Consider the following 18,200-nt stretch of genomic DNA (forward strand, 5'->3'; position numbering starts at 1 on the left):
CCCTCAGGCGGTCTCGAGCCGGATGACGATCCCTCGATCCCCGTCGACCCGTACGCGGTCTCCGGTCGAGAGCACCCGGGTGCCCACCAGTGTGTTCACGACGCAGGGCAGGCCGTACTCGCGCGCCACCACAGCGCCGTGCGACACCGAGCTACCGATGTCGGTCACCAGTGCCCCGATGACGGTGAAGTACGGCGTCCAGCCCACGTCGGTCACCGGGGCGACCAGGATCTCGCCGGGCCGGACCGCACGCGCGTCGACGATCGACTTGGCCACGCGGACAATACCTTCGACGCTTCCACGCCCCGCCGGACGTCCGACGATCCGGCCGTCGGTCGCGCCGCGCTGCGGTGTGATCACCATGGGCGCAGGGCGCCCCACCGACACGTCGTCGAACTCGAGAGAATCCTGGTAGGACAACGCTTCCCGACGCTGCCGAGCACGATCCACGAGATCGGAGATGTTGCCGGCACCGACGACGCGGTGCAGTTCGGCACGGTCGAAGAAGAAAACCAGATCGGCGTCCGGTAACCGTCGCGCACCGGCCAGCACCTCACCCAGATGGCGGTAGCCCCGCTTCAGCGCGTGAGCCATCAGGGCCATCGTCGATTTCGTCTCCTCACGACCACGCGCGCCGCCCTGTGCCAGTCGGGCGAGCAGTCTGACGGTTGCCGATGGTGAGGGCTCGGCGGATACGCGCACGGGCCCGGTGCCGGCCCCGTCGAGGACCGAGCGCACCATCACCTGCATCATCGCCCCCAGGCCGGCGGGGTCGTCGGCCCAGGACGGGTCACGCATGCACAGTTCGCGATAGCCGCGGTGCCCGTGACCATTCAAGAACTGCAGCAACGCCTTTCCGGCGTCGGATGAGGTCGCCCGCAATGCGGTGACCGCTTCGTCTGCCGCGGCAGAGAGGAAGTTTTCGGTTGTCGCGGCGTCGGCGGCGATGAGGTGCACCACCGAGTCGAGTTCGGCCAGCATCAGCGCGCTCTCGACGCCGGCGGCGCCGGCCATGAGCCGCGCCGCCTCCGCCCGTCCGTCGTCCTCGGTGCGTCCGGCCTTGAGCGCCTGCCGGATGAGGACGCTTTCGAGAACGTTGGCAGCTACCGCCGCCCGCGACGAGGACCGCACATGGGTGAGCGTGACCTCGCAGTACTGTTCGACGCCGGACTCCAACTGCCCCAGCACTACCCGCGGATCACTGCTCGTCGGAACCTGGAATGCGGCGATCTCGCCGGGCAATCGTGCGATGGCCGGGCCCACCGACAGCGCATGCGTGGTCAGCCGCACCGTGTTGCCGAGTTTGCGCCGGAACGGCTGCGGCGGCTTCGGTGTCAACTCGTCGATGACCCGACCGCAGATCGACATGGAGAACTGCTCCAGGGAGTTCCCGATGATTCCGGAACTCAACCCCGTGCCCTCGGTCAGGTTCAGGAACATGTGCCCGTAGAAGTAGCCGACCTGTAGCCAGGGTTTCTCGTAGCGCTCCTGCGCCCGCGCGACCACCTGCACCATCTGCATCGCGTAGTCGATCGCGTATCCCGACACCGAGGCGGTCAGCGGACAGAACGCACCTGGCATCATCTCGCCGATGTTGCAGCGCGTGTAGACATGGTCGGCGCCGGCAAGCGGAGAGTCCATCTCATTGAGATCGCCGGGCAGGGTGGTGATGGGGCGTGCCTGCAACCACCAGAGTTTCCCGGACTCGTCGATCGCCCACTCGAGGTCCACGGGCCGGTCCCAGTCCTGCGCCGCACGACGCGCGCCTGCCCGGATCTCGGCGACCTCCGCCGGCGACAGGACCGGCGCGGCAACGGTTTCGTGCACCACGGCGGTGCCCTCGTCATCGAGGACGATGTGATCGGGAGCAGCCGTCCCGTCGACGAGCGCCTCGCCCGGTCCGGCGACGGCGTCGATGACCATCAGGTCTCGACGGCCCGTCGTCGGGTCCGCGGTGAACACCACACCGGCCGCACGCGCATCGACCATCCGCTGGACCACCACATTCATGACGGTGGTGGCGTTCCCGCTGTACGACGCCGCTCGTCGCGAGTGCACCGAGTCGGCGCAGGCGCGGACCGCGGAGATGAAGTGCTCGGCGGTGCCGACGCCGAGCACGGTGTCGTACTGGCCCGCGAAGGACTGTTCGGCGCCATCCTCCCCGGCGGCCGAGGACCGGACGGCCACCGGCGTCGCCCCGGCGGCTGCCATCTCGTCGAATCGTGTTGTGGCACAGTCGAGGACTCCCGCGGCGGACGCGTCGGCGATGACGAATCCTCCCGGCACCGGGAGTCCGAGTCGGCGCAGCCGTGCGAGTCCGGCCGCCTTGCCGCCGTACCGGTCGTCGGTAATGTCGTCGAATTCGACTGTCGTCGACTTCATCTCGCGTCGCTGTTCAGGACATCGACGATCTCGGCCAACGCCTCCACCGCGATGGGACCGGGCTGGTAGAGGCAGATGCGGTCGGACACGCCGTCGACGCGGTCGCGGATGTGTGCGGCCACCTCGGCCGGAGAACCGCATGCGGCGATGGTGTGCAGCATCTCGTCGTCGATCAGTGCGGCCATCTCCTGCCAGCGGCCCTGCTTGGACATCGCGTTGAGCTCCGGCTGCAGATCACCCCAACCGTGGGCGTCGAGCACCGGCCGGTAGGCCGGGGTGGAACCGTAGAATGCCAGCAACATCCGAGTCGATGCATGGTCGTCGTCTCGTCCTGCGGCGACCGACACGATGATCTCGGGCACCACTTCGAAATCGTCTTCGGTGCGCCCGGACGCCGCCAGCCCGTCGCGGACGGCGGGCAAGGTGGTCTCGTGCAGGTACCTCTTCGTCCCGAAGGGCATCACGAGCAGGCCGTCGGCCACCTCTGCGGTCGCCTTTGTCAGACGAGGTCCCAGCGCGCCCAGATAGATCGGCGGCGGGCCGTACGGGTTCGGTCCCGGTACGAAGGTCGGCGTCATCAGGGTGTGGCGGTAGAACTCGCCGCGGAAGTCCAGGCGTTCACCGTCGTTCCAGGTCGCGAAGATCGCGCGCAGCGCACCGACCATCTCCTTCATCCGGTCGACAGGACGGTCGAACTCGGCACCATAGCGCTTCTCGATCTGGGCGCGCACCTGCGTGCCCAGCCCCAGGATGAAACGACCCTCGCTCAGCAGTTGCAGGTCATTCGCCTGATGGGCGAGCTGAATCGGGTTGCGGGGGAATGCGACTGCGACGTTGGACATGAGGTCGAGACCGTCGACCGCCGATGCGAGCACCAGCGGTGTGAACACGTCGAAGGGACCTTCGAAGGTGAACACGCCGGAGGCGCCGGCTTCCCGCAGCAGTGTCGCTCGCTCGACCACGTCGGTCGGCCCGAACAGAGCTGTCATGACCTTCATGACGCATCCTGACCGGCGACGTCGGTCCAGTCGGAGAAGCCCGACGGATGGTGGGGGCCGATGACACCGTGCTCGAACAATCCCGCGCCCTTCCGGACCCGGCCGTCGGGCTCGGTGCACACCGCGGCTCCGACGTGATCGATGAGGCTGAAGGGTGCCCGGGCCATCACCTCCGGGTCCGTCAGATCGAAAGTGACGCGTTCGGTGAACGCGTCGTTCCGCCAGGTCCCGTGCGCCCAGGACGAGTCACCTCCGTAACCCGATCCGAATGCGATGGGCGCGAACAACTTCGATTCCACGTCGAGGGTGATCAGATCACCGGCACGGTTCAGGAACTCGATGTGCGCCCCGTGGGGAATCCTGGTCCCGGGCGTGTAGTGGATGGTGACACGCACGCCGTCGAGCTGTTCGACGCGTCCGTCCCGCCAGCGCCGCGTGCAGTCATAGAGGCTGCGATGACCGTCGGGGTCCTCCTGCAGGATCAAGAACAACTGGAAGTCCTCGAAGGCCAGCGGCAGGTAGAGCCACCACATTCCCCTGAACCCCTCGTCCGGCCGGCCCGCCGGCTCCGGATCGCCGACCGGCCGGATTCCCCAGGACCGGTCCCGGCTGGCCACGCTGGCGTCGTGGGTGACGTCGAGGCGTTCCCCGTCGACGTCGATCCACCCCTGCCACGTTCCGAGCTGGGCAAAACGGCACGCCTGCAGCGTTACTCGTCTATCGGTGAGCATGTCGTGCGGCTTCTCGAGAGCTGCGGGGAACAATCCTCGCCAGGTCAGGTCCGCGGAGATGCCCTCGGTCTCGGCCAACGTCAGGTGCATTTCCTGCAACGGCTCGACGACGTCGAGACGATAGCCGTTGACGTGCGGGTGGAGCCGCTCGTCGTCGATGGCGTCACTCAGATGCACCGCGGTCTGGGTGTCGCCCCGACGCACGACGAAGTACGCGTCCTTGACCCCGAGGCGCGGGTAGTAGCCGATACCGGTCAGCGCCATGAACCGACCGGCCCGGTCCAGCACGTTGAAGTAGGAGCGGTCGTAGAAGTTCCGGTCGGAGGTGGCCGGCCAGCTGACCGGCGCCGGTGTCTGATGGATCGGGTACTCGTCGAGCGGACTCAGCTTCACAAACTCTCCCTCTAATACGATGCACGCCGTATTGCAATTACGATGGATCTCATGACAGCAGATGGCCAGAGGGAAAACAAGAGGTCGAACCCCTCGGCACCCGGGCGGCCGCGCGACGGCAGGATCGACGCCGCGATCATCACGGCCACCCGGGAACTGATCCTCGAGACGGGCTACCCGGCGCTGTCGCTGTCGGCCATCGCCGCACGCGCGGGCACGACCACGGCCGCGATCTACCGACGATGGTCGGGCAAGGCGCAGCTCGTCCACGAGGCGGTGCTGCCCGCCGAGACGATCCCCCCGCCACGCAGCTCCGGCGATGTACGCGAGGGCATCCGGGCCCTCGTCGAGACCGTCCGAGCCATGTTCGACAGTCCCGAGGTGCGCGTGGCGCTACCAGGCCTGATCGCCGACACCGTCGCGGCTCCGGACGTGCACAGCATGATGATCGGCCGACTGGCCGGCGATCTGACCGCCTTCGAAACCCGCTTCGGTCAGGAACGCCGCGCCGACGACCAACTACCCATGCTCGCCGAGGTCGTGGTGGGGACCGCGATCTTCCGCATCCTCGTCCACCGGGACGCCGCTCTCGACGATGCGTGGGTCGACGAACTGACCGAGATGATCACCGAGCGCTGGCCTTCACCGTAAAGGGTCGGCCGCCGGCCATCGCGCGGGTGACCGGGCACCCTCGATCGTGCGGCCGAGGCCTTGTCATGGCCGTCGACGCCGTTTATTGTTTGCCATACAAACACTGACCTCGACGAGCAGGACCGACATGCCGACCACCGGACGCGCCACCCGGCAGGCAGGCAAGGCCACGCGCCGGGCGTTGCTGCGCGCGGCCGCCGAAGCGTTCGCCGAACACGGCGAAGCCGCCTCGGTCGCACAGATCTGCCAGCGGGCCGACGCCTACCCCAATCAGGTGACCTACTACTTCGGCTCCAAGGAACAACTCTTCGTCGAAGTCGCCTGCGCGGGCGTGTTGCGAGCCGGACGCCGCGCCGAAGAGGCCGCCGCCTCCGCCTCGACGGTCCGCCAGTACACCAACACCCTCGTCGGGACCCTCCTGGGGCCGTGCGGGCGCGATGTCGAATTGTTCACCACCGCAATGCTGTTGGTGGCACGACGCGCCGATCTGCGCGAGCACATCACCGAGACCCTGCGCACCCTGCACGTTCGCGGCGAACACGCCCTGATGGCCACGCTCGTCCGCACCGGCTGGAAGTTGCGTGCCGGCATCGACGTCGAGGCACGGGCATTCTGGTCGGCGATCTTCGGGCTGGCGGTGCAGAAAGCCGCCACCGGTTCGGACTTCGGCTGGCGACTCGAAGACTCCGTCGCCGTCATCTTCACCACTCTGCAGATCCCCGACCGCGTCCTGGACAGTCGGTTGGATGACCTCGACACGCCACTGGAGGCACCATGACCGAACTGGAGGCACCATGACCAAGTCCGCGAGTTCTGTTCGGCCACAACCACACCTGACCCATGAGGTGTTCAATCAGTCGGCGCCCCGCGTCGACGTCAACGAATACGAACTCGACGTCGTGCTCAGAGAGGCTGTGGCGCGCCACGATGCGGGGTGGGGGGATCCCGAACTGAGCGAGATCGGGGAGCTCGTCGGCAGCGAATCGTTCAAACACGACGCCCATCTCGCCAACACCGTGACGCCTGTGCTGCGGACCTTCGACCGGTGGGGTCACCGGATCGACGAGGTCGAGTACCACCCCGCCTACCACCGGATCATCTCCGCGTCCATCGCGCACGGCTCGCACACCCGCTGCTGGGCCGATCCGCAGCCCGGCTCGCACGTCGTCCGCGCGGCCGCGTTCATGCTGTTCGGGCAGATCGAACCGGGACACGCATGCCCGGTCTCGATGACCCATGCGGTGATCCCGTCTCTTGAACTACAGCCCGACGTCGCCGCGCAGTGGGTGCCGAAAGCACTGTCGCGCACCTACTCCCCCGAACTGAGCGCCACCAAGGAGTCGGCGATCTTCGGCATGTCGATGACCGAGAAGCAGGGCGGCTCGGATGTGCGCGCCAACACGACCGTCGCCGTTGCGGCCGGCGCCGGCGGACCGGGCGCGGAATACCTGCTCACCGGGCACAAGTGGTTCTGTTCGGCACCGATGTCCGATGCGTTCCTCGTCCTCGCGCAGGCGCAGGGCCCGGGTGGTGAGGGACTTTCGTGCTTCCTCCTCCCACGTGTCCTGCCCGACGGAACCCGCAACGTGTTCCGCATCCAGCGCCTGAAAGACAAGCTGGGCAACAAGTCCAACGCCTCCAGCGAGATCGAACTCGACGGCACGGTCGCCGTCATGGTCGGCGAACCCGGTCGCGGCGTGCGGACCATCATCGAGATGGTCTCCCAGACCCGCCTCGACTGTGTTCTCGGCTCGGCTGCGGGAATGCGACAGGCCGTGGCGGAGGCCGTCTGGCACGCCCGGCATCGGGCCGCGTTCGGCGCGACCCTCGCCGACCAGCCGGCCATGACCGCGGTATTGGCCGACCTGGCACTGGAATCCGAGGCCGCGACCACCACCGCCATCCGCCTCGCCCGCGCACACGACGAGGATGCCGACGACCAGGAACGCGCCTTCCGCCGCCTCGCCACCGCGGTCGCCAAGTACTGGATCTGCAAGCGCGGGCCCCACCACGCCTACGAATCCCTGGAATGCCTGGGCGGCAACGGATACACCGAGGACTTCCCGCTCGCCATGCGTTATCGCGAGCAGCCGGTGATGGCGGTGTGGGAGGGATCGGGCAACGTCATCGCGCTCGACGTCCTGCGCGCGATGACCCGCGAACCCGAGTCGATCGCCGCCTTCGACGCCGTGATCGCCCTCGCCCGCGGCGCGAACCGCACCCTGGACACCCACCTGGACCGGCTCCGGGACCAGCTCGGCGAACTCGCCCGCCTGCACCCCGCCGACGCTCAGCGGCGGGCGCGCTCCACCGTCGAATCGATGGCCCTCGCCCTGCAGGCCTCATTGCTGGTGCGTCACAGCCCGTCCGCGGTCGCCGACGCGTTCATCGCCGCCCGCCTCGGCCCGGATCGCAGCCTGGAGTACGGCGCGCTTCCGCCCGGCGCCGATCTCACCGCGATCCTCGCCCGACACTGAAAACGTCGGCTGCTTGTCCGGGGCCGGGGTCGGCCAACGGTCCGCCGCTCGGCGGAGAGTCAGGGCGAACCCTCTGCTGCGGCAAGGATCTGTCGCCGCAGCGCCGACGCCGTGTTCGGTAGCCACATCGCGCGCACCGGCGCGAACGGCGGATCGGTGAACTCGACGATGCGGATGCGATTGACGTAGATCCATCCCGGTTCGTTGGTCACGAACGCACATGCCTTCGGATGCGCGATGACCGCGGTGTGCGGTGGTGTGCCCAGCAGCGTCGACTGGATGATCCGCGGCTCGAAACCCGCTCGGCGGCACAGCCCGACGAGGATGTCGGTGTACTCGTACTCGTGTTCGGGCCCCCACACGACGATCTCGTAGTCGGCCAGAGCCGCCATGTCGACGCGTCCGTGTGCGGCGAGAGGGTGATCGGCGCGAACCGCGAGGCGGAGTTCGTGCTGGGTGGCGATCGTCGTGGCCATGTCCGGGGCCGCGGCCACACCACGTCCCAGTGCCATGTCGATCGCCCCGGAGATCAGTTCGTCGCGGATCACATCCGCGAAGACCGGCCGGACGGTGATCGGTATCGACGGGTCCGCCAGGACCACCGGCTCGATGATCCGGAAGACCTCCGACGACGCGAGGTCTGGCGCGTGGCCGATCACGAAGGGCGCCGGCGCCCCGGCGTCGACACGTCTGACCTGGGTTGCGAGCTGCTCGCCACCTGCCAGCAGCGGTACCGCGCCACGATAGAGCGCTTCACCGGCGGGGGTCGGAGTGAGGGAACGCCTTGTCCGAGAGAACAGTTCGACGCCGAGATGGCGCTCGAGTTCACGAATTGCCGACGACAGCGCTTGCTGGCTGATGAACAGGTCGTCCGCGGCGACACGAAGACTGGGTGCCTCCATGACCACCACGAACATCCGGAGTCGCCGAAGGTCGATATCGCGTAGTCCAGGGTCCCCAGGACCGTTCACAACCATCTCCTGTCAGTTATCCGAATTGATGTGATTGTAGGTTGACCATCGAGCCAATATGCTGACTTCTGCGAGGCAGCGTTTCCAGATGCCAATCGCATTCGGACTGCCTGCTGGGGTCCCCCCGCGGAGGGGACGGGAGGACCCCAGCAGGAGCCGGCCGATCCGCACATGACGGCACGACCGTTCCACCGCTGGCTATTCAACGGCGATTTCGGCGATTCTCGCATCTTTGACGCCTCCGGGTCATCCTGTGGACTTTCGGATGAGACGATCGTTAAACCTCCTCTAAACTTCGCAATGTCCGGCCGCGTTCTTCAGCGATGGACGGACGCCCCGTTTTTGTCCGGCGAAGCGAGAAAGAGGACCCAGAGATCGAGTACGGAAGACCAGGTGCCGACGCCGACTTCGCAGGCCCGCGCCACCTCTACGACGACGCTCGCCACGTGCTTTCACAGGTCCGCATGCGCGAACGGCACGTTCGCTACACGATCGCGGTACTCGTCGTCATCTTCGGACTCCTCGGGTCGATCGCGCTGATGACCCCCAGTGGCGCCCTGGGTTCCACATCCCGTTCGATCATCATCGGTGTGGCCGTGGCCACCACCGTCCCTGCCGCATTCGCCATCAGCAGAGTTCACCTCGGAGTGATCTGGTGGACCAAGCAGTCCGCCATCAAAGGGTTCAACACCGCCTTCGTCGTATACGCCGATATCGGCCTCACCGTGTGCCTGTTCACCATTGCCGATGTCGCCCTCGCCCTTTATTGCGCCGCGTTGTTCGCCGTCATCGGCTCCTATGTCGCGCATTTCGTCCGCACTCGGGTCGCTTACGCGCATATGGCCTTCTCGAGCATGGTCGTCTGCGTCCTCGGGGTGGTCGCATGGTCGGACGGCACCCCCGCCCTCGACGCGCTGTTCACCACCCTGGCCCTACTCGTCGTCACGAACGGCACCACGGCGCTGCACCGGAGTTACACCTCCGATTTCCAGGAATCCCTGAAACACCAGCTGGTCATGGCAAACACCGACGCACTCACCGGCCTGCTGAATCGGCGAGGGTTCATCCATGCGACGACCCTGATGGTGCGCAACAGCCCGGCCGGGCCGCTCGCGCTCCTCACCGCCGATGTCGACCGGTTCAAGAGCATCAACGACGAACACGGCCACGGCACCGGCGATCTGGTCCTGCAGCGGGTCGCGCAGATCCTGCAGAGCGCGGTGGACGAGCAGGCCGTCGTCGCCCGGCTCGGCGGCGACGAGTTCGCCATCGCGATACGTCACGACGAGACCGACGCGTGCGCACTCGCCGAACACATCCGCGCCCAGCTGATAGAGACCAGCGCAGGCAGCACCGCCACCATCAGCCTGGGGATCTCCATCGGCACCCTCCCCGGCCACGAGGTGTCCGACGCCGAGGCGATGTCGTCGATCCGCCACGATCTCGCGATCGCCGACGACGCGCTGTTCGACGCCAAGGCGGCCGGCCGGGGCACCTTCGTCGTCGCACGACACGACGCCGGCACGACCGACGGACGCCTCTAGAGCAGCACGCCCGGATTCAGCAGACCATCCGGGTCGAGAGCCTGTTTGATCAACGCGGTCAGTTCCATGACGTCGGGCCCGACCTGGTCCGGCAACCACCCCTTCTTCAGCCGTCCCACGCCGTGCTCACCGGTGATGGTGCCGCCCAGTTCGATCGCCAGATCCATCACCTGACCGAAGGCGACCTGCGCGCGCCGGGCCTCGTCGGCGTCGGTGGGGTCGAAGACGATCAACGGGTGGGTGTTGCCGTCCCCCGCGTGCGCGATCACCGAGATCATCACCTGGTTGTCCGCGGCGATCTTCGCGACGCCGTCGATGAGATCGGGCAGCGAGGGCAGCGGGACACCGACATCCTCGAGCAGCAACGACCCGAGCTTCTCCACCGCGGGGATGGCCGCGCGGCGCGCAGCCGTGAACGCCTCGCCCTCGGTCGGGTCGTCGGTGGCGAAGACCTCGCCGGCGCCGTTGTCCTCGAAGGCCTGCCGGATGAACTCGACCTCGGCGGCCCCCGCGGCCCCGGGTGCGTCGGACTGTGCGACCAACAGTGCCCCGGCGTCACGGTCGAGTCCCATGCGTAGCAGATCCTCGACGGCATTGATCGCCACCGAATCCATGAACTCGAGCATGGCCGGCCGTATCTCCGCGGTCACCGCGAGCACGGCCCGGCTCGCCTCATGGACCGACGCGAACACCCCGACCACGGTGCTCGCCGGCCCCTGGGGCGGCAGCAGCCGCAACGTGACCTCGGTGATGATGCCGAGCAGCCCTTCGCTGCCGACGAACAGCTTGGTGAGCGGCAACCCGGCCGAATCCTTGAGCTGCTTGCCCCCGAGGCGGACCGCGCGACCGTCGGCGAGCACGACTTCGAGGCCGAGCACGTAGTCGGTGGTGACGCCGTACTTCACACAGCACAACCCGCCGGCATTGGTCGCGACGTTCCCGCCGATCGTGCAGATCTCGAACGAGGACGGATCGGGCGGGTACCACAGGTTCTGCGCAGCGGCGGCGGCCTTCACCTCGGCATTGAACAGCCCTGGCTGGGCAACCGCGGTCCGCGTCGTCGGGTCGACCGTGATCTCCCGCATCTTCTCGGTGCTGAGCATGATCGCGCCGTCGACGGCCGTCGCTCCGCCGGAGAGACTCGTTCCCGCGCCCCGGGTGATGATCGGCACCCGATTGTCGGCACACCACCGCACTGCAGCCTGTACCTCGGCGGTCGTGGTCGGACGGACCAGCGCGAGCGGTGTGCCCGCTGTCGGATCGGCTGCCCGGTCCTGGCGATAGCCTGCGAGGATGTCGGGGTCGATGACGACCATGCCGTCGGGCAGGTCGGCGGCGAGCGAACTCGGATCGGCACTCATTCGTTCAGCGTATTCGCCGCAGCCACGACGACGGTTGCGCTTTGATACACGCGCATCGCCGGACCCGCGCGCCACAATGGTCGCCATGAGCGATTTCAACACGACCGTCATCGAGGAGTTCCGGACCAACAACGGACACGTCGACACCGCGGGCTTCGGCAAGAACCTCCTCCTGGTGCACACCGTGGGCGCCAAATCCGGCGAGCCCCGCGTCAGCCCGCTTTTCGCGCTCCCCGACGACGGCGGCTGGCTCATCATCGGCTCGTTCGCCGGTTCGCCCAAGGCGCCGGCCTGGGTTCACAACCTGCGTGCGCACCCGGACTCGGTGTCCGTGGAGACACCGGGCGCCGACGGCGTCGAGCACCACGACGCACAGGTCACCGAGATCTCCGACGACGACTGGGATGCCAAGTGGGCGAAGTTCACCTCGGCGTCGAAACAGTTCGTCAAGTACACCGAGACCGCCGAGGGCCGGAAGTTCCCGATCTTCCGGGTGACGCTGTCCTCGTGAACCAGGCACCCTGAACCCCGAAACCCTGAGACCCTGAACTCCGACGACACGCTGAGCCCGGCAGTCTGACCTGGGACGACGCATCACGAGCGGCCCGCGCGCTCTACCCTGGCAGGATGTTCGAGGTTGGCGAAGGCGTTGCCGGCTTCATCATCGACGAGTTCCTCGGTGGCGGCGCGAGTGCGGACGTGTTCCGCGCCCATCGAGACGATGGTGCGAGCGCGGCCGCACACAACGGTACGGTTCGGCGCGACGGGCTCGACGAGCCTGTCGCGCTGAAGATCCTGCACCCGAACGCCGCCGATCACGCACGCATCCGGGAGCGCTTCGAACGCGAATTCGGAATCGCCTCTCTTCTCGACCATCCGCACATCGTCCGCATGCGCGCCCACGGCGAGATCCCGGTCCCACCGGGTTCCCGCGGTCCGCGGCACATGCCGTCGATGTGGCTGGCGATGCAGTACGTCCCGGGACCCGCCGCCACCGCACTCGTCCCCGACCCCGACTCCGGCGACGAACCCGACATGGACGCCGTCCTGCGGATCGCCGGACAGATCGCCGACGCCCTCGACCACGCTCACAGCAAGGACATCATTCACCGTGACGTGAAACCGGCGAACATCCTGCTGTCCCGGCCGCCGGACATCGCCACCACGCCGGTCGACGCCTATCTCTCAGATTTCGGCATCGCCCAGTTCCTCGACGACACGCGCCCACTCGCCCGCAACGGACGCGTCCAGGGTTCGATCGGTTACGCGTCGCCGGAACTGCTCCAGGCCCAGAGGCTTTCCCCCGCAACCGATTTCTACGCGTTCGCGTGCACCCTCGTCGAGCTCATCACCGGCGCACCGCCCTACCCGCGTCGCACGGCGTTCGCCACCACCTACGCACACATCAACGACGACCCGCCGCGCCTCACCCGGCGCCGGCCCTGGCTTCCCTCGGCGACGGACTCCATCTTCGCCAAGGCACTGGCAAAGTCACCCACCGACCGCTATCCGTCGTGCTCGGCGCTCGTAGAGATCCTGACCAGGCTGATGCGCGACGTCCCGGTCCCTGCGTCCGCATCACGTCCGCACTGGTGGAGCCGATCACCCCAGCACTGATGCGACCGGATCGGTCTCACCAGCGATCGTCCCGTCGCTCGGTCGGCCCCGCGCCGTCGATCCCGTAGACCCGCACCGCGGTGTCGCGGAAGATCTTTCGCAGAGCATCCGGACCCCATTGGGAGACACAGTCGACCAGCGCACCCACGAGCACGTCGACCGCGGCATTCGGACGGTCGATCGGATAGTTCGACCCGAACATGATGCGGTCGGAACCGAAGTGGGTGACCACGTGCTCGACGAAGGGCCCGATCATCTCGGTGAGCGTCGACTGCCCGCCGATGTTGCCCCAACGCTCGCGCCCGTAGCCCAGGACCGGCATCGCCAGTCCGGACAGTTTCACCACCACATTGCGGTGCGACGCCAGCGTCGTCATCCGCTCCCGCCACAGGCGCCAGATGTCCGCGCGCGACGCGGCGGTCGCCCCGGTGCGGACTCCGATGGGCCCGAACACGCCTGCCGGGATGCCGAAGTGGTCGAGGACGATCGTCGTCTGGGGATACTCCCGGGCCAGCAGGATGACGTCGTAGAGCTGATGCGAGTAGACCGCCGCCTCGAAGACGAGGTCCCGATGGGCCAGGTCGGCGAATCCCTCGAGGAACGGCGTCGAGGACAGGATGCTGTCGCTGTCCCCGCCGTCACGCACACGCGGGTCGGGGTGCCGGGATGCGACCAGACGGATGCCGCGGACCCGCTCCGACACCTCGAACTGCTCGTCGAGCATCCGGGGGAACCCGGGTGCCCGCGGATCACCATGGGCGACGATGGCTCCCAGCCGGGGTGTGCCGGCCCACCCGAACGGCAGGCTCTCGAGGTAGCGCGTCTCCTCCACGGCGGTACTCAGTTCCGGTGACTCCTCGCCGACCGCGAGCGCTTTGCGCCAGTGCGACTCGACGTGCACCACCGAGTCGATGGGCACTCCGACGACCGTCGGGACCAACGCGGCATCGGTGGCGTACTGGCGGGGTTCGTAGGCGCGCGCAACCGTGCGCGGCGTCAGCACGTACTCACGATCCGCGCGCGAGACGACCAGCGGGAACACGCGGTCAGCGACGCTGGGCACGACGCCGTAGAAACGAGACGCGCGCGTTGCCGCCCACGGTGTGCGCCGCGGGTTCCAGTGCTGCACATGCGCATCAACAATGCCCGGGAGGACATCCTCGAGGGACGTCATCCCCGTACCTTGCCACACCACATCACACTTCCGACATACGATGCCGGATCCTGAATTCCGCCGGGTTGAGCGGCTAGTGTGGATTCCTTGAGCCCGGGTGGGGGAACGAATGCCGACGGAGGTGGATTCTTACAGGATGGCGAGTCACTCACGCCATACGCTGCACCAGTTGCGGACGGTGGTGAACCGGCACCCCGACCGGTTCGTCACCAACGTCTACACCCGGATGTTCGCGGTCGATCCCGACCTGCGCGACCTGTTCGGCGTCTCGATGGCCGCCCAGCGGGTCGCCTTCCACCGCGTCATCGACCACGTCCTCGAGGCGATCCCGGCGGAGTCCGGACACGCCGAACTGGTGGAGTTCCTCGCCCAGCTCGGCCGTGACCATCGCAAGTTCGGGGTCGAGCCCGAGCACTATCACGTCATGTACGGGGCGCTGATGGGTGAGTTCGCCGAGCTGATGGCCGGGTACTGGGACGCCGAGACCGAACAGACGGTCTCGCAGGCGATGATGCTCGTGACCGGGGTCATGCGGGGCGCTGCGGAGACCGCGACGCACCCGGCACGCTGGACGGCCGAGGTCGTCGAGAAGTACCGGATCACGCGCGACCTGGCCGTGGTCCGCCTGCTCGCGCACGCGCCGCTCACCTTCAATCCGGGCCAGTATCTCGAGGTCCACATCCCGCAGTGGCCCAAGCAGTGGCGCAACCTCTCGCCCGCGATACCGCCCAATCCGGCAGGTGAGCTCGAGTTCCACGTCCGCGCGATTCCGGGCGGCACGGTGAGCCCGGCAATCGTCAGCGAAACGCGGGTCGGTGATGTGTGGACGTTTGCCCAGGGGCACGGGACGTTGCACGTCGACCGCGGCAGCAAGGTCCTGATGATCGCCGGCGGCACCGGCCTCGCTCCGCTGCGCGCGCTGCTGATCGAGATGTCCAAACGCGCGGATTCGCCGGAGACGCACATCTTCTACGGCATGCGGTACCCGGGCGAACTCTACGATCTGACGGTGCTTCGCCGCATCGCGTCGACCAACCCATGGTTGCGGGTGACGGCGGTCTCCCAGGAGCGGACCGATCCGTGGTGGATCACCGCGGTCGCCACTCCGGAGCAACTCGGCGTCGACCACGAGTTGGGGACGCTGGCCGATGTGGTCGTACACGCCGGGAGCTGGGAGGACCGCCAGGTGCTGATCGCCGGGTCACCGCAGATGATCGAGGCGACGCGTCGCAAACTGATCATCGACGGAGTCCCGGCCAGCCGAATCCAGCACGACCCGGTGTTCTGAGCCGCCCGGTGTTCTGACGACTGTAGGTCAGGGTGCGCCGGGCGCGCCCGCGCTCGGATCGTTGCCCGGTGCCGGGCTGAACACCGTCTCGGTCTCGGTCACGGTCAGTGTGACCGGGGGCGGCTCGGTGACCGTGGTCGTCCGGGTGACCGGGCGGGGTGTGCTGGTGACCGTCGTGGTGCGGATGTCGGTGCGCGTCTCGGTCTCGGTCACCGTGGCTTCTTCGGTGCGGGTGACCGCCGCCGGTGTCTCGGTGACCGTGACGGGGGCGGCTTCAGGGACGTCCGGTTCTGCGGCCAGGATCAGCGTGATGCCGATCGCCCCGAGGAACACCGCGGCGCCGATCGCGGCACCGACGAACCACCAACGCTTACCCGTCGACGCCCCACGGGCGCCTGCGGCCGGGGCGGCGAGCGCCACCACGGCGGCGTCGGCGGCGCCGACCGCCGAAGCCAGAGACGGATTGTCGGCAACCGTCACCGGGCGCTGGGCGGCGTACTCGAAGGCCGGCGCGATCCCCGGCAGCTGTGCACCGGGGCCCACCACGATGACCGAGGTGACGTCACGGCCCCGCGGCAACTTGGTGACCGCCGTTGCGAGTTGCGACGCACCCTCGGGATCGGTGACGGGGGCCAGCTGTCCGCTCGTGAAGTCCGCTGTGCCGAGTACCGAACCGGTCGCCGTGTCGATGGTGGCCAGTGTCGTGCCGGCCGCGGGTGCGGCGTTCCGGTCCAGATCGACCACGGCGACGACGCCGCCGCGGGTCGAATGAACGCAGGCGATCTCGGCCAGGGCGGACGCGTAGCCGGTGACGAGTACCTTGTCGTACCACGGCTCGCCGGCGGCGGTACGCGGACCGAATGCCTGCACGAGGTGTTTGCGGAGGTCCTCCCGGGACGCCGAGATCCCGATCCGGTCGACCTCGACCGGCACCGAGTTGACCAGTTCGATGATCGCGGCCTCTGCGCCGGCCGCCGACGAATCCGGCAGGTCGACGAGGTTGCTCGCCAGGACGTGTCCGTCGGCGTCCCGGACCACCGAGGTGATCTGGTCGTCGACGACGGATATTCCGAGGACGACGAATCCGGACACCGCAGCACTCATCGGCCCCTCGGACATCGCCACCTCCCTCGTTCTCTGATGCGCAAGCCTATCTGCTGGTCTCCGGCGGGGAGCATCGGGCTGTACGCCGATCAACCGGTGCCGGCTCAGATCGGTGTGGCGGGATGCTGGGTGTAGGCCGCGTCGCGGACCGCCTCGTCGGTCTCGAGACCGGCACCGAGCGCGCCGCCGACCGTCGCGAGCGAGCACGTCAGCCACGCCACCTCGAGGTAGTCGGTGATCCCGGCCGGGTGCCCGAGGGTTGCCGAGAACACCTGCGGGACCACCAGACAGGCCACGCCGACCGAGGCGAGAACGAAGAGGGCGGCATAGAAGGCGCCGACGCCGAGGACCACGGTGATCACCGTGACGATGTTGAACAACGCGACCTGCTCCCGGTTCTGACGCGACGTGCCCCGCTCCCACAGATTGGCGCCGACGATCAGCGTGGCGGTGATCGCGACGATCGACCCGACGGCCACACCGGTCAACCGAATCCACCCGAACGTGTCTGCCAGCAGCCAGATGTCGGCGGTCACGAGCGCGAACACCCCGGCCGCGATGGCGCCGGTGAGGGCGCGGGACAGTCCCAGGGCGAGTCGCCATGGCCGGTTGGCCCGGACCATTCCGGTGAGAAGACGGAGATTGCCCGTCAGTACCCGGGCCGTGAACGCGGTGCCGTCGTCGTTGACGTCGGTGCCGAGCTGACGCACCCGATGGTGCAGCACCGACCGTCCCGGCGCCCTCTGATGGTTCCGGAGGTCGTCGGCATCCGCCCCGAGCAGCTGCCCGATGAGCCCGGTGACGATCCCGCGGGCCCGCTGTCGCATCCCGGTGGGACCGAGTGCGGGGACCGACACCACGGCCACTCCGTGCACCGCATTGGCATGGGCGACGACGGGCCGTTTGCCGACATGTAGCGGCAGATCGGTCATGCAGACGACCAGATCCCATTCATGTTCGAGGAGTACATCTCTCGTGGCATCGACGATCTGGGTGTCGCCGGCAGGCGGCGTGACGACGCCGGCCTCGATGATCTCGATATTCCAACGAGCTCCGGGGAACGTCGCCTGGACGTGACCTTCGAGGTCCTCGGCAAGAAGTTTGCGGGCGAGACCGACGGCCTGCCCTGGCGCCGCGACGATGCCGAGCACGACGACCGCGGCCTCGTCGGCCGACTCTTCCGATTCCACGGCCTCGTACCCCATCACGCCTTTCCGGTCGACCCTTCGACCTGCCATCGTAGGCCGATGGCCACCGCCCACTTCCGACGCGCATCGTTCGCGGCGATCAGGCCGGCCCGGCCTGCGTGCATTGTTTGTGACATGGAAAATGCCCCGCAACCTGGTGGTTGCGGGGCATTTTCAAGTTGTGTTCGGCGGTGTCCTACTCTCCCACACTGATTAGGGTGCAGTACCATTGGCGCTGGAGGGCTTAGCTTCCGGGTTCGGAATGGGGCCGGGCGTTTCCCCTCCGCTATAGCCGCCGTAACTTTATAAAACAGCACACATA

The 18,200-nt window shown here is 67.7% G+C and carries 15 protein-coding genes and 1 rRNA gene; 7 read left to right on the plus strand and 9 right to left on the minus strand.

Annotated features, from left to right (window positions below; translation table 11 throughout):
* Positions 1 to 3 precede the first annotated feature (3 nt).
* The 3 genes from H1R19_RS20370 to H1R19_RS20380 are packed head-to-tail and all read right to left on the minus strand — an operon-like array spanning position 4 to position 4,504.
* A complete protein-coding gene (locus H1R19_RS20370) occupies positions 4 to 2,382 on the minus strand; it encodes a PEP/pyruvate-binding domain-containing protein (protein ID WP_219849991.1) in 2,379 nt (792 codons plus the stop codon).
* Positions 2,379 to 3,380, minus strand: a complete 1,002-nt coding sequence (locus H1R19_RS20375) for a TIGR03617 family F420-dependent LLM class oxidoreductase (RefSeq protein WP_219849993.1) — start codon at positions 3,378 to 3,380, stop codon at positions 2,379 to 2,381. Before H1R19_RS20375 ends, H1R19_RS20370 begins: the two co-directional genes overlap by 4 nt.
* Complete coding sequence (locus H1R19_RS20380; protein WP_219849995.1) at positions 3,377 to 4,504, minus strand: Rv3169 family protein; 1,128 nt, start codon at positions 4,502 to 4,504, stop codon at positions 3,377 to 3,379. The genes H1R19_RS20375 and H1R19_RS20380 overlap by 4 nt, the downstream gene beginning before the upstream one ends.
* A 51-nt stretch (positions 4,505 to 4,555) precedes the next feature.
* Here H1R19_RS20380 and H1R19_RS20385 point away from each other — a divergent pair, with 51 nt between their 5' ends.
* The 3 genes from H1R19_RS20385 (at position 4,556) to H1R19_RS20395 (ending at position 7,632) form a co-directional block, all read left to right on the plus strand.
* Entirely contained in the window at positions 4,556 to 5,155 is a 600-nt protein-coding gene (locus tag H1R19_RS20385) for a TetR-like C-terminal domain-containing protein (RefSeq protein WP_188331407.1), read from the plus strand.
* A gap of 127 nt (positions 5,156 to 5,282) precedes the next feature.
* Positions 5,283 to 5,933, plus strand: a complete 651-nt coding sequence (locus tag H1R19_RS20390; protein WP_219849997.1) for a TetR/AcrR family transcriptional regulator C-terminal domain-containing protein — start codon at positions 5,283 to 5,285, stop codon at positions 5,931 to 5,933.
* Between the two features lie 16 nt (positions 5,934 to 5,949).
* Positions 5,950 to 7,632, plus strand: a complete 1,683-nt coding sequence (locus H1R19_RS20395; RefSeq protein WP_219849999.1) for an acyl-CoA dehydrogenase family protein — start codon at positions 5,950 to 5,952, stop codon at positions 7,630 to 7,632.
* A 59-nt stretch (positions 7,633 to 7,691) separates the two neighbouring features.
* Here H1R19_RS20395 and H1R19_RS20400 read toward each other — a convergent pair whose 3' ends face one another.
* Entirely contained in the window at positions 7,692 to 8,549 is an 858-nt protein-coding gene (locus H1R19_RS20400) for a LysR family transcriptional regulator (RefSeq protein WP_188331443.1), read from the minus strand.
* 500 nt (positions 8,550 to 9,049) lie between these two features.
* Between H1R19_RS20400 and H1R19_RS20405 the strand changes: the two genes are divergently transcribed.
* Entirely contained in the window at positions 9,050 to 10,147 is a 1,098-nt protein-coding gene (locus H1R19_RS20405; protein ID WP_244970778.1) for a GGDEF domain-containing protein, read from the plus strand.
* Here H1R19_RS20405 and H1R19_RS20410 read toward each other — a convergent pair.
* On the minus strand, positions 10,144 to 11,508 hold the full coding sequence (locus H1R19_RS20410) for an FAD-binding oxidoreductase (protein WP_219850001.1): 1,365 nt from the start codon (positions 11,506 to 11,508) through the stop codon (positions 10,144 to 10,146). The genes H1R19_RS20405 and H1R19_RS20410 overlap by 4 nt on opposite strands.
* Before the next feature lie 85 nt (positions 11,509 to 11,593).
* Between H1R19_RS20410 and H1R19_RS20415 the strand changes: the two genes are divergently transcribed.
* Complete coding sequence (locus H1R19_RS20415; protein WP_219850002.1) at positions 11,594 to 12,019, plus strand: nitroreductase/quinone reductase family protein; 426 nt, start codon at positions 11,594 to 11,596, stop codon at positions 12,017 to 12,019.
* A 116-nt stretch (positions 12,020 to 12,135) separates the two neighbouring features.
* Positions 12,136 to 13,125 (plus strand): serine/threonine-protein kinase, encoded by a 990-nt coding sequence (locus H1R19_RS20420; RefSeq protein ID WP_219850004.1) that lies wholly within the window; start codon positions 12,136 to 12,138, stop codon positions 13,123 to 13,125.
* 16 nt (positions 13,126 to 13,141) lie between these two features.
* Here H1R19_RS20420 and H1R19_RS20425 read toward each other — a convergent pair whose 3' ends face one another.
* Positions 13,142 to 14,299 (minus strand): amidohydrolase family protein, encoded by a 1,158-nt coding sequence (locus tag H1R19_RS20425; RefSeq protein WP_188331413.1) that lies wholly within the window; start codon positions 14,297 to 14,299, stop codon positions 13,142 to 13,144.
* A 136-nt stretch (positions 14,300 to 14,435) separates the two neighbouring features.
* On the opposite strand from H1R19_RS20425, the gene H1R19_RS20430 reads away from it, so the two are divergent.
* Entirely contained in the window at positions 14,436 to 15,587 is a 1,152-nt protein-coding gene (locus H1R19_RS20430; protein WP_188331414.1) for an FAD-binding oxidoreductase, read from the plus strand.
* A 27-nt stretch (positions 15,588 to 15,614) separates the two neighbouring features.
* Here the strand turns inward: H1R19_RS20430 and H1R19_RS20435 are convergent, their stop codons facing one another.
* The 3 genes from H1R19_RS20435 to rrf form a co-directional block, all read right to left on the minus strand.
* The gene (locus H1R19_RS20435; RefSeq protein ID WP_188331415.1) at positions 15,615 to 16,706 is read right to left on the minus strand and encodes a hypothetical protein; all 1,092 of its coding nucleotides are present in this window, start codon (positions 16,704 to 16,706) and stop codon (positions 15,615 to 15,617) included.
* Positions 16,707 to 16,795: 89 nt separating this feature from the next.
* Positions 16,796 to 17,896, minus strand: a complete 1,101-nt coding sequence (locus H1R19_RS20440; RefSeq protein ID WP_188331416.1) for a hypothetical protein — start codon at positions 17,894 to 17,896, stop codon at positions 16,796 to 16,798.
* A gap of 165 nt (positions 17,897 to 18,061) precedes the next feature.
* Positions 18,062 to 18,178, minus strand: a 5S ribosomal RNA gene (gene rrf / locus H1R19_RS20445).
* Between the last annotated feature and the right edge of the window lie 22 nt (positions 18,179 to 18,200).

Source organism: Gordonia jinghuaiqii (assembly GCF_014041935.1).
GTDB classification, from domain to species: domain Bacteria; phylum Actinomycetota; class Actinomycetes; order Mycobacteriales; family Mycobacteriaceae; genus Gordonia; species Gordonia jinghuaiqii.

Bases quoted from the DNA above. Each gene is read 5' to 3' on its own strand.
- H1R19_RS20425 (WP_188331413.1), bottom strand. From the start codon at position 14,299: ATGACGTCCCTCGAGGATGTCCTCCCGGGCATTGTTGATGCGCATGTG.
- H1R19_RS20440 (WP_188331416.1), bottom strand. From the start codon at position 17,896: ATGGGGTACGAGGCCGTGGAATCGGAAGAGTCGGCCGACGAGGCCGCG.
- H1R19_RS20370 (WP_219849991.1), bottom strand. From the start codon at position 2,382: ATGAAGTCGACGACAGTCGAATTCGACGACATTACCGACGACCGGTAC.
- H1R19_RS20435 (WP_188331415.1), bottom strand. From the start codon at position 16,706: ATGTCCGAGGGGCCGATGAGTGCTGCGGTGTCCGGATTCGTCGTCCTC.
- H1R19_RS20420 (WP_219850004.1), top strand. From the start codon at position 12,136: ATGTTCGAGGTTGGCGAAGGCGTTGCCGGCTTCATCATCGACGAGTTC.
- H1R19_RS20410 (WP_219850001.1), bottom strand. From the start codon at position 11,508: ATGAGTGCCGATCCGAGTTCGCTCGCCGCCGACCTGCCCGACGGCATG.
- H1R19_RS20400 (WP_188331443.1), bottom strand. From the start codon at position 8,549: ATGTTCGTGGTGGTCATGGAGGCACCCAGTCTTCGTGTCGCCGCGGAC.
- H1R19_RS20395 (WP_219849999.1), top strand. From the start codon at position 5,950: ATGACCAAGTCCGCGAGTTCTGTTCGGCCACAACCACACCTGACCCAT.
- H1R19_RS20385 (WP_188331407.1), top strand. From the start codon at position 4,556: ATGACAGCAGATGGCCAGAGGGAAAACAAGAGGTCGAACCCCTCGGCA.
- H1R19_RS20375 (WP_219849993.1), bottom strand. From the start codon at position 3,380: ATGAAGGTCATGACAGCTCTGTTCGGGCCGACCGACGTGGTCGAGCGA.
- H1R19_RS20390 (WP_219849997.1), top strand. From the start codon at position 5,283: ATGCCGACCACCGGACGCGCCACCCGGCAGGCAGGCAAGGCCACGCGC.
- H1R19_RS20415 (WP_219850002.1), top strand. From the start codon at position 11,594: ATGAGCGATTTCAACACGACCGTCATCGAGGAGTTCCGGACCAACAAC.
- H1R19_RS20430 (WP_188331414.1), top strand. From the start codon at position 14,436: ATGGCGAGTCACTCACGCCATACGCTGCACCAGTTGCGGACGGTGGTG.